13 protein-coding genes are annotated in these 17105 nt (G+C 60.0%); 4 read left to right on the top strand and 9 right to left on the bottom strand.

Features of this window, described 5'->3' with window-relative positions:
• Positions 1–15: 15 nt before the first annotated feature.
• From pheA to AAIA72_RS00805, 6 genes are all read right to left on the bottom strand, one after another.
• On the bottom strand, positions 16–1116 hold the full coding sequence (gene pheA, locus AAIA72_RS00830) for a prephenate dehydratase (protein ID WP_369601568.1): 1101 nt from the start codon (positions 1114–1116) through the stop codon (positions 16–18).
• Entirely contained in the window at positions 1116–2195 is a 1080-nt protein-coding gene (gene serC / locus AAIA72_RS00825) for a 3-phosphoserine/phosphohydroxythreonine transaminase (RefSeq protein ID WP_369602954.1), read from the bottom strand. The genes pheA and serC overlap by 1 nt, the downstream gene beginning before the upstream one ends.
• Positions 2185–4752, bottom strand: coding sequence for a DNA gyrase subunit A (gene gyrA, locus AAIA72_RS00820; RefSeq protein ID WP_369601567.1), 2568 nt, complete (start codon positions 4750–4752; stop codon positions 2185–2187). Before gyrA ends, serC begins: the two co-directional genes overlap by 11 nt.
• Before the next feature lie 126 nt (positions 4753–4878).
• Positions 4879–5325, bottom strand: coding sequence for a CBS domain-containing protein (locus AAIA72_RS00815; RefSeq protein ID WP_369601566.1), 447 nt, complete (start codon positions 5323–5325; stop codon positions 4879–4881).
• Positions 5326–5389: 64 nt separating this feature from the next.
• Positions 5390–6244 carry a formyltetrahydrofolate deformylase gene (gene purU / locus AAIA72_RS00810; RefSeq protein ID WP_369601565.1) on the bottom strand — a complete coding sequence of 285 codons (855 nt, stop codon included), beginning with the start codon at positions 6242–6244 and terminating at the stop codon, positions 5390–5392.
• Between the two features lie 88 nt (positions 6245–6332).
• Positions 6333–7865 carry a fumarate hydratase gene (locus AAIA72_RS00805; RefSeq protein WP_369601564.1) on the bottom strand — a complete coding sequence of 511 codons (1533 nt, stop codon included), beginning with the start codon at positions 7863–7865 and terminating at the stop codon, positions 6333–6335.
• Positions 7866–8003: 138 nt separating this feature from the next.
• Between AAIA72_RS00805 and AAIA72_RS00800 the strand changes: the two genes are divergently transcribed.
• On the top strand, positions 8004–8777 hold the full coding sequence (locus AAIA72_RS00800; protein ID WP_369601563.1) for an enoyl-CoA hydratase-related protein: 774 nt from the start codon (positions 8004–8006) through the stop codon (positions 8775–8777).
• Positions 8778–8922: 145 nt separating this feature from the next.
• Positions 8923–12030: a hypothetical protein gene (locus AAIA72_RS00795; protein ID WP_369601562.1), complete on the top strand. Its 3108-nt coding sequence runs from the start codon at positions 8923–8925 to the stop codon at positions 12028–12030.
• A 151-nt stretch (positions 12031–12181) separates the two neighbouring features.
• Here the strand turns inward: AAIA72_RS00795 and AAIA72_RS00790 are convergent, their stop codons facing one another.
• Both AAIA72_RS00790 and AAIA72_RS00785 read right to left on the bottom strand, forming a co-directional pair.
• The gene (locus AAIA72_RS00790) at positions 12182–13399 is read right to left on the bottom strand and encodes an argininosuccinate synthase (protein WP_369601561.1); all 1218 of its coding nucleotides are present in this window, start codon (positions 13397–13399) and stop codon (positions 12182–12184) included.
• A 61-nt stretch (positions 13400–13460) separates the two neighbouring features.
• A complete protein-coding gene (locus AAIA72_RS00785) occupies positions 13461–14381 on the bottom strand; it encodes an OmpA family protein (protein ID WP_369601560.1) in 921 nt (306 codons plus the stop codon).
• A gap of 134 nt (positions 14382–14515) precedes the next feature.
• Between AAIA72_RS00785 and pyrC the strand changes: the two genes are divergently transcribed.
• Positions 14516–15547, top strand: coding sequence for a dihydroorotase (pyrC, locus tag AAIA72_RS00780; RefSeq protein WP_369601559.1), 1032 nt, complete (start codon positions 14516–14518; stop codon positions 15545–15547).
• Positions 15544–16221, top strand: coding sequence for a ribonuclease T (gene rnt / locus AAIA72_RS00775; RefSeq protein WP_369601558.1), 678 nt, complete (start codon positions 15544–15546; stop codon positions 16219–16221). Before pyrC ends, rnt begins: the two co-directional genes overlap by 4 nt.
• 127 nt (positions 16222–16348) lie before the next feature.
• Here the strand turns inward: rnt and AAIA72_RS00770 are convergent, their stop codons facing one another.
• Positions 16349–16951 carry a peroxiredoxin gene (locus AAIA72_RS00770; protein WP_369601557.1) on the bottom strand — a complete coding sequence of 201 codons (603 nt, stop codon included), beginning with the start codon at positions 16949–16951 and terminating at the stop codon, positions 16349–16351.
• Positions 16952–17105 lie beyond the last annotated feature (154 nt).

Below are 17105 nucleotides of genomic sequence, written 5' to 3'. Positions count from 1 at the left end.
CGCGCTCCTGTTGGCTCATAACGCACCCACGGGAAACGATCCGAGATGCTTCAGATCGCTGACACGGGGTTCCAGTTCCTGCATGGCCGCCTGAACGGCCTCGTCGTCCCAGTGGCCCTCAAACTCCAGAAAGAAGTGATAGGTCCAGGTATTGGCCGATGCCGGGCGCGATTCGATCCGCGTCAGGCTGATACGATGCCGGTGGAAGGGCTCCAGCAATTCGTAGAGGGCGCCGGGCTGGTTGCGCCGGGAGACCATGATGACCGTCTTGTCCTCACCGCTGGGACCGACCTTCTCCCGTCCGACAATCAGAAACCGTGTGATCTGGTTGGGGCTGTCCTCGATATTGCGGTGCAGGACTTTCAGCCCGAAGAGTTCGGTACAGATTTCTCCGGCAATGGCAGCACTGTTGGGCTCCCTGGCCGCCTTCAGCGCTGCTTCGCCGTGACTGGACACCGCCACCAACTTGGCCTTGGGATAATGCAGTTCGAGCCAGTGCCGGCAGTGCACGAAGGACTGGGGATGGGAGTAGATGCGGCGAACCTGGCCACTTTCCGTACCCGGCGCGACCATCAGATAGAGGTGAGTCCGGATCTGCACTTCACCACAGATCTTCAGCGGCGAGGTGACAAAGCGATCCAGCGTATGGGTAATGATGCCCTCGGTGGACGTTTCCACAGGCACCACTCCGTAATGGGCTTCTCCGGCCTCCACCTCGCGGAAGATCTCGCTGTCGCTGTCAAAGGGCACGGTCACGACCGAGTAGCCAAAATGCTTGAGCGCGGCTGCATGGGTAAAGGTGCCTTCGGGACCCAGATAGGCGATGTGCAGCGGGCGTTCCAGTGCCAGGCAGGCTGACATGAGCTCACGGAACAGGCGTCCCATTTCTTCGTCACTGAGCGGTCCGGGATTGCGGGCCATGACCCGGCGGATCACCTGTGCTTCCCGCTCCGGCCGGTAGAAGACCGCGCCCTCTCCCTGCGCGCGCATCTTGACCTCGGCCACCGCCTGAGCACAGCGGGCCCTTTCGCTGATCAGCTCGATCAGCTGCTGGTCGATGGCGTCGATGCGTTCCCGCAGCCGTCCCAGTTCCGCCTGCTCGTTCATATCTGCCATCAGCCGTGCCGCTTCTCGAAGTCTTTCATGAAGTCGATCAGGGCATCCACAGCCACCTCGGGTACGGCGTTGTAGATGGATGCGCGCATGCCGCCCACGGACCGGTGCCCCTTGAGATTCAGCAGGCCGGCCGCCTCCGACTCTTCCAGGAATACCTTGTCCAGGGCGCTGTCGGCCAGCGTGAACGGCACGTTCATGATCGAACGGCAGGACGGATCCACCGGGTTGGCGTAGAAATCGCTCTCGTCAATGGTCGCGTAGAGCTTGGCAGCCTTACGCCGGTTCACCTCTCCGATGGCCTCCAGGCCGCCCTGCCGCTTCAGCCACTTGAACACCAGCCCGGCCAGATACCAGCTGTAGGTCGGCGGCGTGTTGTACATGGAGTCATGCTTGTCCATCAGCGTGTAATCCATGATGCTGGGAACGGGCCGGCTGGCACGTTCCAGGAGATCCCGGCGCACGATGGCAATGGTCAGCCCCGCAGGCCCGATATTCTTCTGCGCACCGGCATAGATCACCCCAAAGCGCGAGACATCCAGCGGCTCGGAAAGGATGGCGCTGGAGTAATCGGCCACCAGCGGCGCTTCGGTTTCCGGAATATAGGGAAAGGCGACGCCATGAATAGATTCATTGGGGCAGTAATGCACATAGGCTGCCTGATTGCTCAGTACCAGATCGGCCTGCCCGGGTACGGTGGTGAAGCGGCTGTCCTCGGTTGTGGCGGCCGTGCGCACCTGAACAAACTGACGGCCCTCGGACAGCGCCTTCCTGGACCAGCTTCCGGTCACGATGTAGTCGGCGGTATCTTCCGGTGCTGCCAGATTCAGCGGCACGGCGGAGAAGTGTGCATGCCCCCCGCCCTGCATGAACAGGACAGCATAGTCATCCGACACGCCCAGCAGATCTCTCAGATCCCGCTCCGCCTCACTGGCGATGCCCACAAATTCATCGCTGCGATGGCTCATCTCCATGACGGAAAGGCCGCGTCCGCGCCAGTCCGTCATTTCCGCCTGCGCCTGCTCCAGCACTTCCGTGGGCAGCGCGGCGGGGCCTGCGCAAAAGTTGTATTTACGCGTCATCATCCTGTTCCTCTGCATTACCGTCATCATCGCTGTCGGCAATGGTTTCCACGGCCACCAGCTTTTCATCCTCGCCGAGGCGGATCAGCCGCACACCCTGAGTGTTGCGCCCGACGACCGACACTTCGTCCACCCGGGTACGAACCAGGGTGCCGCGATCGGAGATCAGCATGATCTCTTCTCCGTCTGCGACCTGCACCGCCGCAATCAGCTGGCCGTTGCGCTCGGAGCATTGCATGGCAATGACGCCCTGCGCGCCGCGACCGCGAATCGGGAACTCACTGGCCGGTGTCCGTTTGCCATAACCGTTTTCCGATGCGGTAAGAATGTACTTGTCATCTTCCGGAATGATGAGCGCCACCACGCGCGCCCCTTCCGGCATCCGGATACCCCGTACGCCGCGCGCCGTCCGTCCCATGGGCCGGACTTCTTCTTCCCGGAACCGCGTGGCCTTGCCGTGGGAGCCCACAAGCATGATGTCACGCTGACCATCGGTGATGGCGGCACCGATCAGGGCATCGCCCTCATCCAGGTCCACGGCAATCAAACCGGAACTGCGCGGACGCGAAAAACTCTCCAGGGAGGTCTTCTTGACCGTGCCGAGCCGCGTTGCCATGAAGACATAGTGATCGGCCTTGTACTCGTTCACCACCAGCAGGGTCGTGATACGCTCGCCTTCATCCAGCGGCAGCAGGTTGACGATGGGCTTGCCACGTGAGGCCCGGCTGGCCTGGGGAATTTCCCAGGTCTTGAGCCAGTACACCTTGCCCCGGTCACTGAAGCACAGCAGTGTGTCGTGGGTATTGGCCACCACCAGATGCTCGATGAAGTCTTCTTCCTTTGTAGCCGTGGCGGACTTGCCGCGCCCGCCCCGTCGCTGGGCCTGGTAGTCTTCCAGCGGCTGGGTCTTGGCATAGCCCCGGTGGGACAGGGTTACGACCATGTCCTCCGGCGCAATCAGGTCTTCAACCGAAAAGTCCCGCTTGGACGCCACGATTTCCGTACGGCGCTCATCGCCGTATTCATCGCGCACGGCTTCCAGTTCTTCGCGAATCACCTGCATGAGCCGGTCCGGATTGCGCAGAATGTCGAGCAGGTCGGCAATGGTGTCGAGAATCTGGCGATACTCGTCCAGGATTTTCTCGCTTTCCAGCGCCGTCAGCTTCTGCAGACGCAAATCCAGAATCGCCTGGGCCTGGGCCTCGGACAGGTAGTATTTGCCGTCACGCAGACCCAGTGCGGGATCCAGCCCCTCCGGACGGCAGGCGTCGGCACCGGCACGCTCCAGCATGGCCATGACCGTGCCCGGCTCCCAGCCTTGCGCCATCAGCCGCTCCTTGGCCTCGGCACCACTGGGTGACGCTTTGATCAGCGCAATGATGGGGTCGATGTTGGACAGGGCAACCGCCAGGCCTTCCAGAATGTGTCCGCGCTCGCGGGCCTTGCGCAGTTCATAGATGCTGCGACGGGTCACCACTTCCCGGCGGTGCAGCAGGAAGGCATCCAGCACTTCGCGCAGGTTGAGCACCTTGGGTTCGCCGTTCACCAGTGCGACGATATTGATGCCGAAGACGGTTTCCATCGGCGTCAGGGTAAAGAGGTTATTGACGATGACCTCCGCATTCTCGCCCCGGCGCAACTCGATGACCACACGCAGGCCTTCCTTGCTGGACTCGTCACGCAGTTCGGTAATACCCTCGATTTTCTTTTCCTTGACCAGCTCGGCGATCTTTTCCACCAGCTTGGCCTTGTTCACTTGATACGGAATCTCCGTCAGGATGATGCTGTCCTTGCCATTCCTGGCGTCGGTTTCGATGTGGTAGCGGGCACGGATGTAGATGCGACCCCGTCCGGTGCGGTAGGCCTCCACGATACCGGCACGGCCGTTGATGATGCCTGCCGTGGGAAAATCCGGGCCGGGAATGTGCTCCATCAGCTCGTCGATGGTGATGTCCGGATTGTCGAGCATGGCCAGCGCTGCATTGACCACCTCACGCAGGTTGTGAGGCGGAATGTTGGTGGCCATGCCGACGGCAATCCCCGATGAGCCGTTGACGAGCAGATTGGGCACGCGGGTCGGCAGGACGGCCGGAATCATCTCCGAGCCATCGTAGTTCGGAACGAAATCGACCGTTTCCTTGTCCAGATCTGCCAGCAGCTCGTGGGCGATCTTCGCCATGCGGATTTCGGTGTAACGCATGGCAGCGGCGGAGTCACCGTCAATGGAGCCGAAGTTGCCCTGGCCGTCAATGAGCGGGTAGCGCAAGGAGAAGGGCTGCGCCATGCGCACGATGGTATCGTACACCGCCGAATCACCATGGGGGTGATATTTACCGATGACGTCACCGACCACACGTGCCGATTTCTTGTATGGCTTGTTCCAGTCGTTCTTGAGCTCGTACATGGCGTAGAGCACGCGCCGGTGAACCGGCTTGAGGCCATCACGCACATCGGGCAAGGCACGCCCGACAATGACGCTCATGGCATAGTCAAGGTACGACTGCTTCAACTCGTCTTCAATATTGACGGGCAGGATTTCCTGGCCAAGTTCTGCCATATCGAATGGTTTCCTGATTGTTTTGGGTGATCTCGGTTACCGGGCCCGGACACGAAAAAGGGCGCCTTCACAAAGCGCCCCATAATAGCATAAAACCGCAAAAATCGTGCATCTCGCCCGGCGGGATCAGCCTTCTCTTTTCTGGCTGAGGTGGCTGCGGATTTCCTCGGCGGAGGTGAAATCCTTGATCGCCCGCAAGACATCGCGACGGCTGATCTGGCCTACCAGCTTGCCGTTTTCCACCACCGGAAAGCGGCGGCGGCGCTTGTCGATGTACTGCTGGGTGACGGTCAGGATGTCATCCTCCGGGGAAATGGTTTCCACTTCCCGGGTCATGTATTCACCCACCTTGCCCCCGAGGCACTCATAATCGTAATAGCTGCAGCTCAGAATGCTCTTGAGACAGTCCATCTCCGAAATCATGCCCACCACTTCACCGTCGTCATTGACCACGGGCGCGCCGGAAATATTGTGCTTGAGCATGCGCTCAATGGCCTCGACCAGATCGTCATCGGGATGAAAGGTGACCAGCTTGGTGGTCATGTAGTCGCGTACTTTTACCGAGCGAAACATCAGTTTCTTCTCCTGTTTCTTTTATTTGATGGTCCCCTCTTCCCTGGCGGCCGCTGAACAGTCGTCAGGCGAAGACTACCGTCTTGTTTTCATGGACGATGACCCGGTCTTCCAGATGGAAGCGCAGGCCCCGGGCCAGCACGGTCTTTTCCACGTCCTTGCCCAGTCTCACCATGTCCTCAATCGTATCACCATGCGTGACGCGAATCACGTCCTGTTCAATGATAGGCCCCTCATCCAGATCCGGCGTCACATAATGACAGGTGGCACCGATCAGTTTCACGCCCCGCTGACTGGCCTGATGATAGGGTCGCGCCCCGGCAAAGGACGGCAGGAAGCTATGATGAATGTTGATGATCTGGGCGGGCCGCTGCGTGCACAGCCAGTCCGGCAGAATCTGCATGTAGCGGGCCAGCACCGTCACATCGGTCTGATAGCCATCCAGCAGCACAGCAATCTCCTCGAAGGCCGCCTGACGGGTTTCCGGCGTGACCGGCACGTGATGGTAGGGAATTCCGTGCCACTCGACCATGCTGCGCAGGTCCTCATGGTTGGAAATGACCGCAACGATGTTGGCATCCAGCTCCTTGCTGTGCCAGCGGTGCAGCAGATCCGCCAGGCAGTGGGACTCCCGGCTGCACATGAGCACCACGCGCTTTTGCACGGCGGAGTCGGTGATTCGCCAGTTCATGTCGAACTCACGGGCGATGGGCTCGAAGGCAATGCGAAAGCTGTCCAGATCAAAGGGCAGAGAGCTGGCCTTGATTTCGTGGCGCATGAAGAACCAGCCACTGGCCGGGTCCGCATGGTGATTGGCCTCCGTAATCCAGCCGTTGTAGGTTGCCAGAAAGTTGCTCACCTTTGCCACAATACCCACCCGATCCGGGCAGGAGATGACCAGACGATATGTCCGCTCCATTCGCTGTTTGCCTCGTATTGATCGTATTCAGACAGCGCGGGTGCACTCCGCAGAGCACACCCGCATGATCCCGCACCCGAAGTGCGTGTTACTTGTCGGGCTCCACAATGCGTACCGCCCGCTCGGCAATGCGCTCACGCCAGTATGCCGGACCACTCTGATGGACCGAATCGCCCGTGCTGTCCACCGCCACGGTTACCGGCATGTCCTGAACCTCGAATTCATACACGGCCTCCATGCCCAGTTCCGGGAAGGCCAGCACCTTCGCGGAACGAATGGCCTTGGATACCAGATAGGCCGCACCGCCGACTGCCATGAGATAGACCGCCTTGTTGTCCTTGATGGCCTGAATGGCCTCGGGGCCACGCTCGGCCTTGCCGATCATGCCCAGCAGGCCGGTCTGCTCCAGCATGGTGCGGGTGAACTTGTCCATCCGCGTGGCTGTCGTCGGACCGGCAGGCCCGACCACCTCGTCGCGCACCGGATCCACGGGGCCGACGTAGTAGATGAAGCGATCCCGGAGGTCCACGGGCAAGGGCTCACCCTTGGCCAGCATGTCCACCATTTTCTTGTGCGCCGCATCCCGGCCGGTCAGCAGTTTTCCGCTGAGCAGCAGGGTGTCGCCGGCGCGCCAGGTCTGAACCTCTTCACGGGTCACCGTATCCAGATTGACACGCCGGACGCCCTCACTCACTTCCCAGGTCACCTTGGGCCAGTCTTCCAGCCTGGGCGGCGTCTGGAAGGCGGGCCCGGAGCCATCCAGTTCAAAGTGGGTGTGGCGGGTGGCAGCACAGTTCGGGATCAGTGCCACGGGCTTGTTGGCCGCGTGAGTCGGGTAGTCCAGCACCTTGACATCCAGAACCGTCGTCAGGCCGCCAAGCCCCTGGGCACCGATACCAAGCTGATTGACCTTTTCATACAGCTCCAGCCGCAATTCTTCCGCCCGGTTCTTCGGTCCGCGCGCCTGAAGCTCATGAATGTTCACCGGCTCCAGCAGGGCTTCCTTGGCCAGCAGCATGGCTTTCTCGGCCGTACCGCCAATGCCCAGCCCCAGCATGCCGGGAGGACACCAGCCCGCCCCCATCTTGGGCACCTGCTCCAGCACCCAGTCCACCACCGAATCGGAGGGGTTGAGCATCGCAAACTTGGACTTGGCCTCGGAACCACCGCCCTTGGCGGCCACGTGCACCTTGACGGTATTGCCCGGAACCAGCCGGGTATGGATGACCGCAGGCGTATTGTCTCCGGTATTTTTCCTGGCGCCATCCGGATCTTCCAGAATGGACGCGCGCAGTTTGTTTTCCGGATACGTGTAGGCACGGCGCACGCCTTCATTGATCATGTCTTCCAGGCTCATGTCACCCTCGAAACGGACATCCATACCGACATCCACAAAGACGGTGACGATACCGGTATCCTGACAGATGGGGCGATGCCCTTCGGCAGACATCCGGCTGTTGATGAGGATTTGTGCCAGTGCATCCTTTGCAGCCTTGGACTCTTCCTTCTGGTAGGCCTCATAGACCGCGTCGATGAAGTCCTTGGGATGGTAGTAGGAGATGAACTGGAGGGCATCAAAAACGCTTTCGATCAGATCGTCCTGACGGATTACGGTTGTCATCACACTCTCTCTTCTTATTCCGGGACATGTAAAGTGCCTCAATTCTACTCCACCGCGCCCGCGCACGACAGGGTCCGGATCAATTCTTTGACCGGATGCCGTCAAGACGCCACAATGAAGGCCTGAAGAGGAGGACACATGAGCGAACACATTCTGTCTGAAACGCGCGGCGCCACGCTGCTGCTCACCATGCGGCGTCCGGAAAAGAAAAACGCCCTCACCCACGCCATGTATTCGGCGCTCACGGATGCGCTCAATGAAGCGGCGACCAACCCGGCCATACGAAGCGTGGTGCTGTACGGCAACGAGGAACTCTTTACCACGGGCAACGACCTTCAGGATTTCATGAAAGGTCTCGAAGGCGATTTCGGCGAGATCCCGGTGGGCCGCTTCATCGCCGCCATGATCGATTTCCCCAAGCCCTTGCTGGCCGCCATCAACGGCCTGGCCATCGGCATCGGCACCACCCTGCTGCTGCACTGTGATGGCGCCGTGGCCGGCACCAATGCCCGCTTCCAGATGCCGTTCGCCGCCCTTGGACTCTGCCCCGAGGCGGGCTCCACGGTACTGTTTCCGCGCCTGGCCGGACACCTGCAGTCCATGCGCTATCTGGTTCTGGGCGAAGCCTTTGGTGCCGAGGAGGCCCTGAAACTGGGGCTGATCAACGCGGTATCCGAGCCCGGAGAAACACTCGACCGGACACTGGAACTGGCCGAACAGTTCAACCGCCTGCCTGCCGCCGCTGTCCGGGCCTCCAAGGGCCTGCTGCGCGAACACGAGAAGGACTGGCTGAAAGATGTGGTACTGAGGGAGGGCCGGCTGTTCATCCGGCGGCTCACGTCTCCCGAGGCTCAGGAGGCCTTTGCCGCCTTCGCCGAGAAGCGGCCTCCCGATTTCTCAAAATTCGACTAGAATGATGAAAACGCCCGGAAAACAGTGTTTCATACTTTCGGGCGATAAAACTTTGACCTATGCTTGCTTATATTCCATTGTTATGTGAGTGGAAATCCGGACTCATCAGCCTTTAACCATAATAAACAGGAAAGAAGGTTCAATTATGTTCAAGAAAACCTTACTCAGCATGGCCGTTGCCTCAGCCGTTGTGCTCTCAGGATGCGGTGGCAGCAACCCTGACAACGCGGGCGCCACCACCAACATCACCAACCCCATTGTGGAAGCGACAGAAGGCCGGGTGTATCCGCTCTTCAATCCCGTGACCGGCAAGCTGCCGCTGCCGAACGACCTGATCTTTGACCAGATTGCCAAGGACGGGACTTTCCATGTCAACGATACTTCGCCGCCCGTGACCACGGCGCTGAGGGAGATCAGCGGTGCATCCACCGTCGCCCCCATTGACGTGGCACTGAATGGTACCATTGATGCCAGCACAGTAGATGGCGAGCAATTCCTGAAAGATTCCAACGGCAATTTGGTGACCAACAGCGGCGTCCCCGTTGCCAACCCCAATCAGAATGTTTTCCTGCTTGAGCTGGATTATGCCAGCGGCGACCCGGTTCAGGGGCTGTCCATCGCCGAACCGCCGACCATCCCGCTGGCCGCTGCCTATGCTGCACTGGTTGACAGTGACACCAGCAACGATGCCGCCGCAGCAGGAACGATCATTGCCGAAGCCAATGATCCGTCATACAAGGTTTCCGTTGTCGAACAGTCCGGTCACAGTGTTATCCGGATTCATCCGCTCAAGCCCCTGGATCCGAAAAAGCGTTACGTTGTTGTGGTAACAAACGAGGTGAAGGACGCAAACGGACAGCCGATTGTCCGGGATCCGATGCTCACCAACCTGATCGACACTTCGCTGGCCCTGCCCTCCGCATCACTGTCTCCGGTGCGTGATCTGGTGACCAAACTGTGGCTGGAGCTGGCCAACAACTACTTCCAGATCAACAACAGCGTCCGCGCACAGAACAGCATGACAGCACTGAGCAAGGACAACGTGGCACTGGCATTCAGCTTCACCACCTCCGGCGACGAGAAGGTGCTCGAGTACATTGCCAACCCCACAGCCTGGTTTGCGGACTCCCTCACCAATTTTGTGCGGGTGAAGGCAGCCAAAGCGGTTGTAGATGGTCAGGTTGATGCGGATGCGGATGGTGACGTCGACTATACCGACGTCAAGCTGACGGCTGACGCAGCAGTCAGCGCATTTCCAGACAGCGATACACAAGCGGCACTGCCCACCATTTTTGGTGCCGGAGCGCCTTGTAACGGTTACACGGGCAGCACTGCCATCAATTGCCTGGCAGGAGTCCTGGCTACCGTACCCAGCACCTCGGGCGGCTTTGCCGACCTGTTGCCCACACCCAAGGATCGCTCGGCCAGTGTGAGCCTTGATGCATCCACGACAACACCTGCTGCGCTGGTCTCAGCCCTGGTGGGAAGCATTACGGGCAGCGCTGACGCCATGGTGGTTCAGGGCAGCATCGAACTCCCCTACTATCTCGGCATTCCCAGCGGAACGGACGGAAGCTCCATCAACAGCTCAAGCTGGGTCGCGGATGATACGCTGGCCACTGCCATGAATACCGCCTTCAGCAGTCTGGGGCTGAGCATTCCGCAGGCTGATGCCAGCAAGACCAAGGTGGTCAACTATATCTTCCCGTTCCCGAAACAGACCGATGCGGATCCCTCCACGTCCCAGGTCGACGACCTGAAGGTCCCGATGCTGGTCATGTATCCCAAGCCGACCAGCCTGGGCGGTACCTGGAACGGCACGGATGACCTGCCGGTCGTGGTCTTCCAGCATGGCATTACCACTGACCGTTCTGCGGCACTGTCCGTCGGCTCGGTTCTGGCCAGCAAAGGCTTCATTGTTGTGGCCATTGACATGCCCCTCCATGGTGTCGATGCGTCAGGCACGGACAAGACGACCCTGGCCACGGGATTGCTGGCCGGATTTGACAGTGCTGCCGGCAACCCTGCTGGCACCAGCACCACAGCGGACAATATTCAGGCATTAGTTGATGGCACCTATGTGACAGGTGTTCTCTCCCAGCTGGCGACACCTTGCGGCACGTCAGACGTCAACACCATTTTGAGTGGTGCCTGCGACGGCACAGTACCCGGAGCATCCCAATGGTTGGGCTTTGCCATTGGCGCAGAAAATGCGGTGAAGAACAACACCAGCATCATTCCCGGTCTAGCACCCACCAGCTATGAGCGTCACTTCGACTTTACGGCGGACGCCTCACTCAATCCGGTACCCATGGATTACACCAACGGAGTGGGCAGCTCGGGCAGCCTGTTCATCAACCTGAAGGGCTTCACCAACTCGCGTGACAAGCTGCGTCAGGCCCAGCTGGATCTGCTCAATCTGTTCCAGTCACTCAAGACACTGGATGTGAACGGGGACGGGCAGGATGATGTGGATGAAAGCAAGGTCTACTTCGCCGGCCACTCACTGGGCACCGTGGTGGGTTCAGCCGCCGTTGCCGTTGCCAACAGCACCCCTGTTCAGGACATCAATGCGGCAGTCCTCCTGGCCCCCGCTTCCGGCATTACGAAAATGCTGGAAAACTCACCGGGCTTCTCTCCGACCATACTGGGAGGACTCCAGGCTGCAGCCGGCCTGACTCAAGGCGACGAGAATCTGGAGACCTTTTTCCGTGTGATCCAGGCGACGATCGACGCCGCGGATCCCATCAACTGGGCTGACAACCTGAAGGCCGGTGGCAAAGGCGTCATGACCGTCAACATTGTCGGCACTGAAGATGGCAACGGAAACACACTGTACAAGTCTGACCAGACCAACGTGATCGAGGCTGCCAAGACGCTGCTGAATCCGAACGCGCCGACCGCAAGAGACTACCTGGCCGGCGCACTGCCCTTCTCCAAACAGCTGGGCGCCAAGCTGGTGACGGATAGCACTGTCGCTGTCGATGGTACACCGGATATCCTGGCGCTGAATCTGGGCTATGGCGCGCACGGCACCTTCGTGCTGCCTGACCCGACGGCTGCAGCGGATGAGCTTGCACGGCAAAGCACAGCATTCGGAGAGACCATGCTTCAGATGGTTGAGTTCTTCCTCTACAACGGTGAGTTGAATGGCCCCGTCGATGCGACCAACGGGCGTACGGGATCACTCTCCTCATCGCTGCAGCCCATCATTATCGACAAACCCATGGATGATCTGAAACAGCTCAACTAAATCACGAGCAGACTGAAAGCCCGCCCCGTGCGGGCTTTTTTATGGTTCACCCGATTCCCCCCAAAAAAAACCGGAAGCAGTCTCCCGCTTCCGGCTTCTCCGACCGATGGCCAGGCACCCTGCCCGTGAAGGCAGGAGGTGCTAGCGCTTGTCAGTCAAACTTGCGGCCCCTGTCCGCCGCAATGCGCAGGCGCAATGCGTTGAGCTTGATGAAGCCCTCGGCATCGCGCTGATTGTACACACCACCGTCGTCCTCGAAGGTGGCGATGCGGTCGTCGAACAGGCTGTCCGTTTCGGACTTGCGGCCCACAACCGTGACGTTACCCTTGTAGAGCTTGACGCGCACCACACCGTTCACGTGTGCCTGGGTCTCGTCGATCAGCTTCTGCAGGGCCAGTCGCTCCGGTGACCACCAGTAGCCGTTGTAGATCATCTCGGCATACTTGGGCATCAGGGCATCCTTGAGGTGAGCCACTTCCTTGTCCAGCGTCAGCGATTCAATCGCCCGGTGGGCACGCAGCATGACAGTACCGCCAGGGGTTTCGTAGCAGCCGCGGGACTTCATGCCCACATAGCGGTTCTCGACAATATCCAGGCGGCCCACACCATTGGCACCGGCCACCTTGTTCAGGCGTTCCAGCACTTCGTGAGGCTTGAGGCGCTCGCCGTCAATGGCGACGATGTCACCTTTCTCGTAGGTCAGCTCAAGGTAGGTGGGCTGATCCGGTGCTGCTTCGGGCGAGACGGTCCAGCGCCACATGTCCTCTTCCGGCTCCGCCCAGGGATCCTCGAGAATGCCGCCTTCATAGGAAATGTGCAGCAGGTTGGCATCCATGGAGTACGGGGACTTGCCCTTTTTCTTCTCCACGGGAATGTTGTGCTTTTCACAGTACGCCATGAGCTTTTCACGGCTGGTGAGATCCCACTCGCGCCAGGGCGCAATCACCTTGATGCCGGGCTTGAGGGCGTAGGCGCCGAGTTCGAAGCGCACCTGATCGTTACCCTTGCCGGTGGCACCGTGGGAAATGGCATCCGCGCCGGTTTCATTGGCGATTTCCACCAGGCGGCGCGCAATCAACGGGCGGGCAATGGAGGTACCCAGCAGATACTCACCCTCATAGATGGTGTTGGCGCGGAACATGGGATACACGTAATCGCGCACGAATTCTTCGCGCAGGTCTTCGATATAGATTTCCTTGACGCCCAGCGCCTGTGCCTTGGCACGCGCCGGTTCCACTTCTTCACCCTGACCGATGTCGGCCGTGAAGGTCACGACTTCACACTGATACTCTTCCTGCAGCCACTTGACGATGACGGAGGTGTCGAGACCGCCCGAATACGCCAGGACGACCTTGTTGATTTTGGACATGGAGGCACTCCCGTTGCAATTCCCAGAAGGCCGTTATTCTACCCGTAAAGGTGTGGCTCGGCTACTGAGACGAAGGCAGGCTGTCCAATGCGGCGCTGGCATCGGCTGCATTGACGCCCTGGGGACGCTCCGTCTTGGGCGTGCGGTCCAGGCGGATGGTGGCGCGACGGTTCTGTGCCTTGTTGGCAGGCGTGGTATCGGGGACCACCGGATAGCGGTCGCCGTGGTATCGGGTGACGATCATGTCCTGGTCCAGCCCCTGGCTCACCAGATACTGGGTAACATTCTCGGCCCGTTCACGGGAGAGTCTGAGGTTGTAAATTCTCCGGCCGCTGGCATCCGTGTGACCATCCACGAAGATCTGGGTCACGGTCGGATCGGCCTTGACGTAAAGCACCACCTTGTCCAGCTGTTTTTTGGCTTCATCGGTCAGCTCGGACGAATCCACATCGAAGAATACCTTGGTCCGTTCCACCTGCCGGAAGTTCACCGGCAGCAGGGTGGCGACACAATCCAGATAATCATTGTAGAAATTGCTGAAATTCACCGCATTGACGGCCACACGCACCGCCCCGCGCACAAACTTGCCCTGCCGGGTCACCGTGGGCTGCATGCCACGCAACAGGCTGTCCAGCATGCGCTCTGCGGCATCAGGCCCCACCGTCACGGGCTGATTGGTGTCGCGGACCGGCACGAGCCCCAAGTCATCCACGCTCTGCCCCGGTCGCCAGGGCGGCGCTTCAATCACCAGCGCGGCCTTGCCGGCCTGCAACGGGTTGCGCTGGGTCGTGAGGTAGAATTTCAGGGGTTCGCCGGCTTCACGGAAAAACACGGCCTGGCCGAATCCGGGAATCGTGTGTGTCAGCTTGCAGCCGAAGATGGAGGCGGACAGGTTCCACTGGCTCTGGGTAATGGGTGCATGATAGAGCACCTCGGCCCGGGCACCGAACGTGACGACCAGCAATGCCAGAAAGATTCTCACGGACTGCCTCATGTGACCGTACTGCCTCCCCGTTGGTTCCCTGTCAGTATCGGCCATGCGACCCGATTCTTTACCGATGGAATTGTAAGTTTTGGTATACTGGCCGGCCCGAAAGCAAGACATGACAGGCTGACATGGATACTCTGACCCTTACACGCCCTGACGACTGGCACCTGCATCTGCGCGACGGCGCCCAGCTCAGGGATACCGTTGCCAGCGCCGCGCTCTGGTTTCACCGCGCCATCATCATGCCCAATCTGGTGCCACCTGTCACCTCCACGGCGCAGGCACTGGCCTACCGGGACCGGATTGAGCGCGCCATTCCGGAGGGTGCGGACTTTCAGCCCCTGATGACGCTCTACCTGACCAATCAGACTACTCCGGACGAGATCCGCAAGGCCAGGGCCAGCGGTCAGGTTTACGCGTGCAAGCTCTACCCTGCCGGTGCCACGACCAACTCGGATGCGGGCGTCACGGACATTCGTCGCCTCGACCCGGTACTGGAAGCCATGGCCGACGAAGGCATGCCCTTGCTGATACATGGCGAGGTGGTCGATCCGGATGTGGATATCTTTGACCGGGAACGGATATTCATCGAGCGGGTACTCGCGCCACTGCTGGAACGTCATACCCGGCTCCGCGTGGTGCTGGAACACATCACCACCCGTGAGGCAGTCGAGTTCGTCCGGCAGGGTGAAGACCGGCTGGCAGCGACACTCACCGCACATCATTTGCTCCACAACCGCAACAGCATGCTGGTGGGCGGTATCCGGCCGCACTTCTATTGTCTGCCGATCCTCAAGCGCCGCACCCATCAGGAGGCGCTGCTGGAAGCGGCCACTTCGGGCAGCCCGCGTTTCTTCCTCGGAACAGATTCCGCACCGCACCCCACCAGCAAGAAGGAGTCCGCCTGCGGCTGTGCCGGATGCTATACGGCCCCCGCTGCCCTGCCCCTGTACGCGCAGGCCTTCGAGCAGGCCGGTGCACTGGACAGGCTGGAAGCCTTCGCGGCTTTCCACGGGCCGGACTTTTACGGTTTGCCGCGCAATACCGATACGATCACGCTTGTCAGACGCCCCATGACCGTTCCCGACAGCCTGCCACTCGGTGAAACCCGCATCACGCCTTTTGCCGCAGGCGAAACCCTGCCCTGGAGTCTGGCATGACGGATATGCCGCTGGAAACCGACAGCACTGAAGTCGTGGAAAAGTCACCCCTGGCGCGCCGTTTCCGGGGGTTTCTGCCTGTGGTGGTGGACGTGGAGACGGCGGGTTTCAACCCCCGCACGGACGCACTGCTTGAGGTGGCCGCGGTGATCATCGGCATGAATGAGGCGGGAGAGGTCTTTCCCGAGCACAGCCAAGCGTTCAACGTGGCACCCTTCGAGGGGGCCAATCTGGAGCAGGCGGCGCTGGACTTCACCGGAATTGATCCTCACAACCCGCTCAGGGGCGCGCTGGATGAAGGGGATGCCCTGCGTCAGCTGTTTCAGCCCATCCGCAAGGCGGTGAAAGCCTATGGATGCAACCGTGCGGTTCTGGTCGGGCACAATGCCTTCTTTGACCACAGCTTCCTCTTTGCCGCAGCGGAGCGGGCCGGCATCAAGCGCAACCCGTTTCATCCGTTTTCCACCTTTGATACGGCTACCTTGGCCGCCCTAGCCTACGAACATACCGTGCTGTCACAGGCCTGCAAGCGTGCCGGAATCGATTTTGACAACAAGGAAGCACACTCGGCGCTGTACGACGCGGAAAAGACGGCAGAGCTGTTCTGCAGGATCGTCAACCGCTGGAAGCATCTGGTGTCACTGGAAGACGAAACGATGCGCAAGGCGGACTGATTTCAGGCGCTGATCCGGCGTGGCAGCCTGAAAACCCCGGCGCCGGGTCCCCTGTCATGCCGTCACGCACAACGCAAAACGCCCCGGCAAGCCGGGGCGTTTTGCGTGACAAAGCAGCCTGATAAAATCAGAGCTTGTCGGCGTTTTCTGCCAGATACTTGGCCACACCTTCCGGAGAGGCCTGCATGCCGGGCTGACCTTTCTTCCAGTTGGCCGGACACACTTCGCCATGCTCCTCATGGAACTGCAGGGCATCGACCAGACGCAGCAGCTCGTCCATGTTGCGGCCCAGCGGCAGATCGTTGACGATCTGGGAGCGCACCACGCCATCCTTGTCGATCAGGAAGGCTCCCCGGAATGCCACGCCGCCTTCGGATTCGACGTCGTAAGCCTGGGCGATTTCATGCTTCATGTCAGCCGCCAGCGTGTACTTGACCGGACCGATGCCGCCCTTGTCCACCGGCGTGTTGCGCCATGCGTTGTGGGTGAAGTGAGAGTCGATGGAAACGCCGATGACTTCCACGTTGCGCGCCTGGAATTCGGGGATACGGTGATCCAGGGCGATCAGCTCGGACGGACACACGAAGGTGAAGTCCAGCGGGTAGAAGAAGATAATGGCATACTTGCCCTTGATGGCTTCAGAAAGGTTGAACGCGTCAACGATCGTACCGTCTGCCAGTACAGCCGGAACGGTGAAATCAGGTGCTTTTTTTCCTACCAGAACGCTCATGCTTCGAGATCTCCTTGTTGATCTGAGTTGAGGTTGAAAAGACAGCTCGACATTCAGTGTACTGCCATCCGAATCAATCAGCCATCCCCATTCCATTTATATTTTCAATCAAAAAAATAGGGCGCGGCTATGCACCGCACCCCATTTGTCCGCC

Source organism: Thermohahella caldifontis, from assembly GCF_041153465.1.
In the GTDB taxonomy this organism is placed as follows: domain Bacteria; phylum Pseudomonadota; class Gammaproteobacteria; order Pseudomonadales; family Oleiphilaceae; genus Thermohahella; species Thermohahella caldifontis.
Note: the sequence above shows the minus strand (reverse complement) of the source record. Positions and strands in the feature narration are given on the sequence as shown.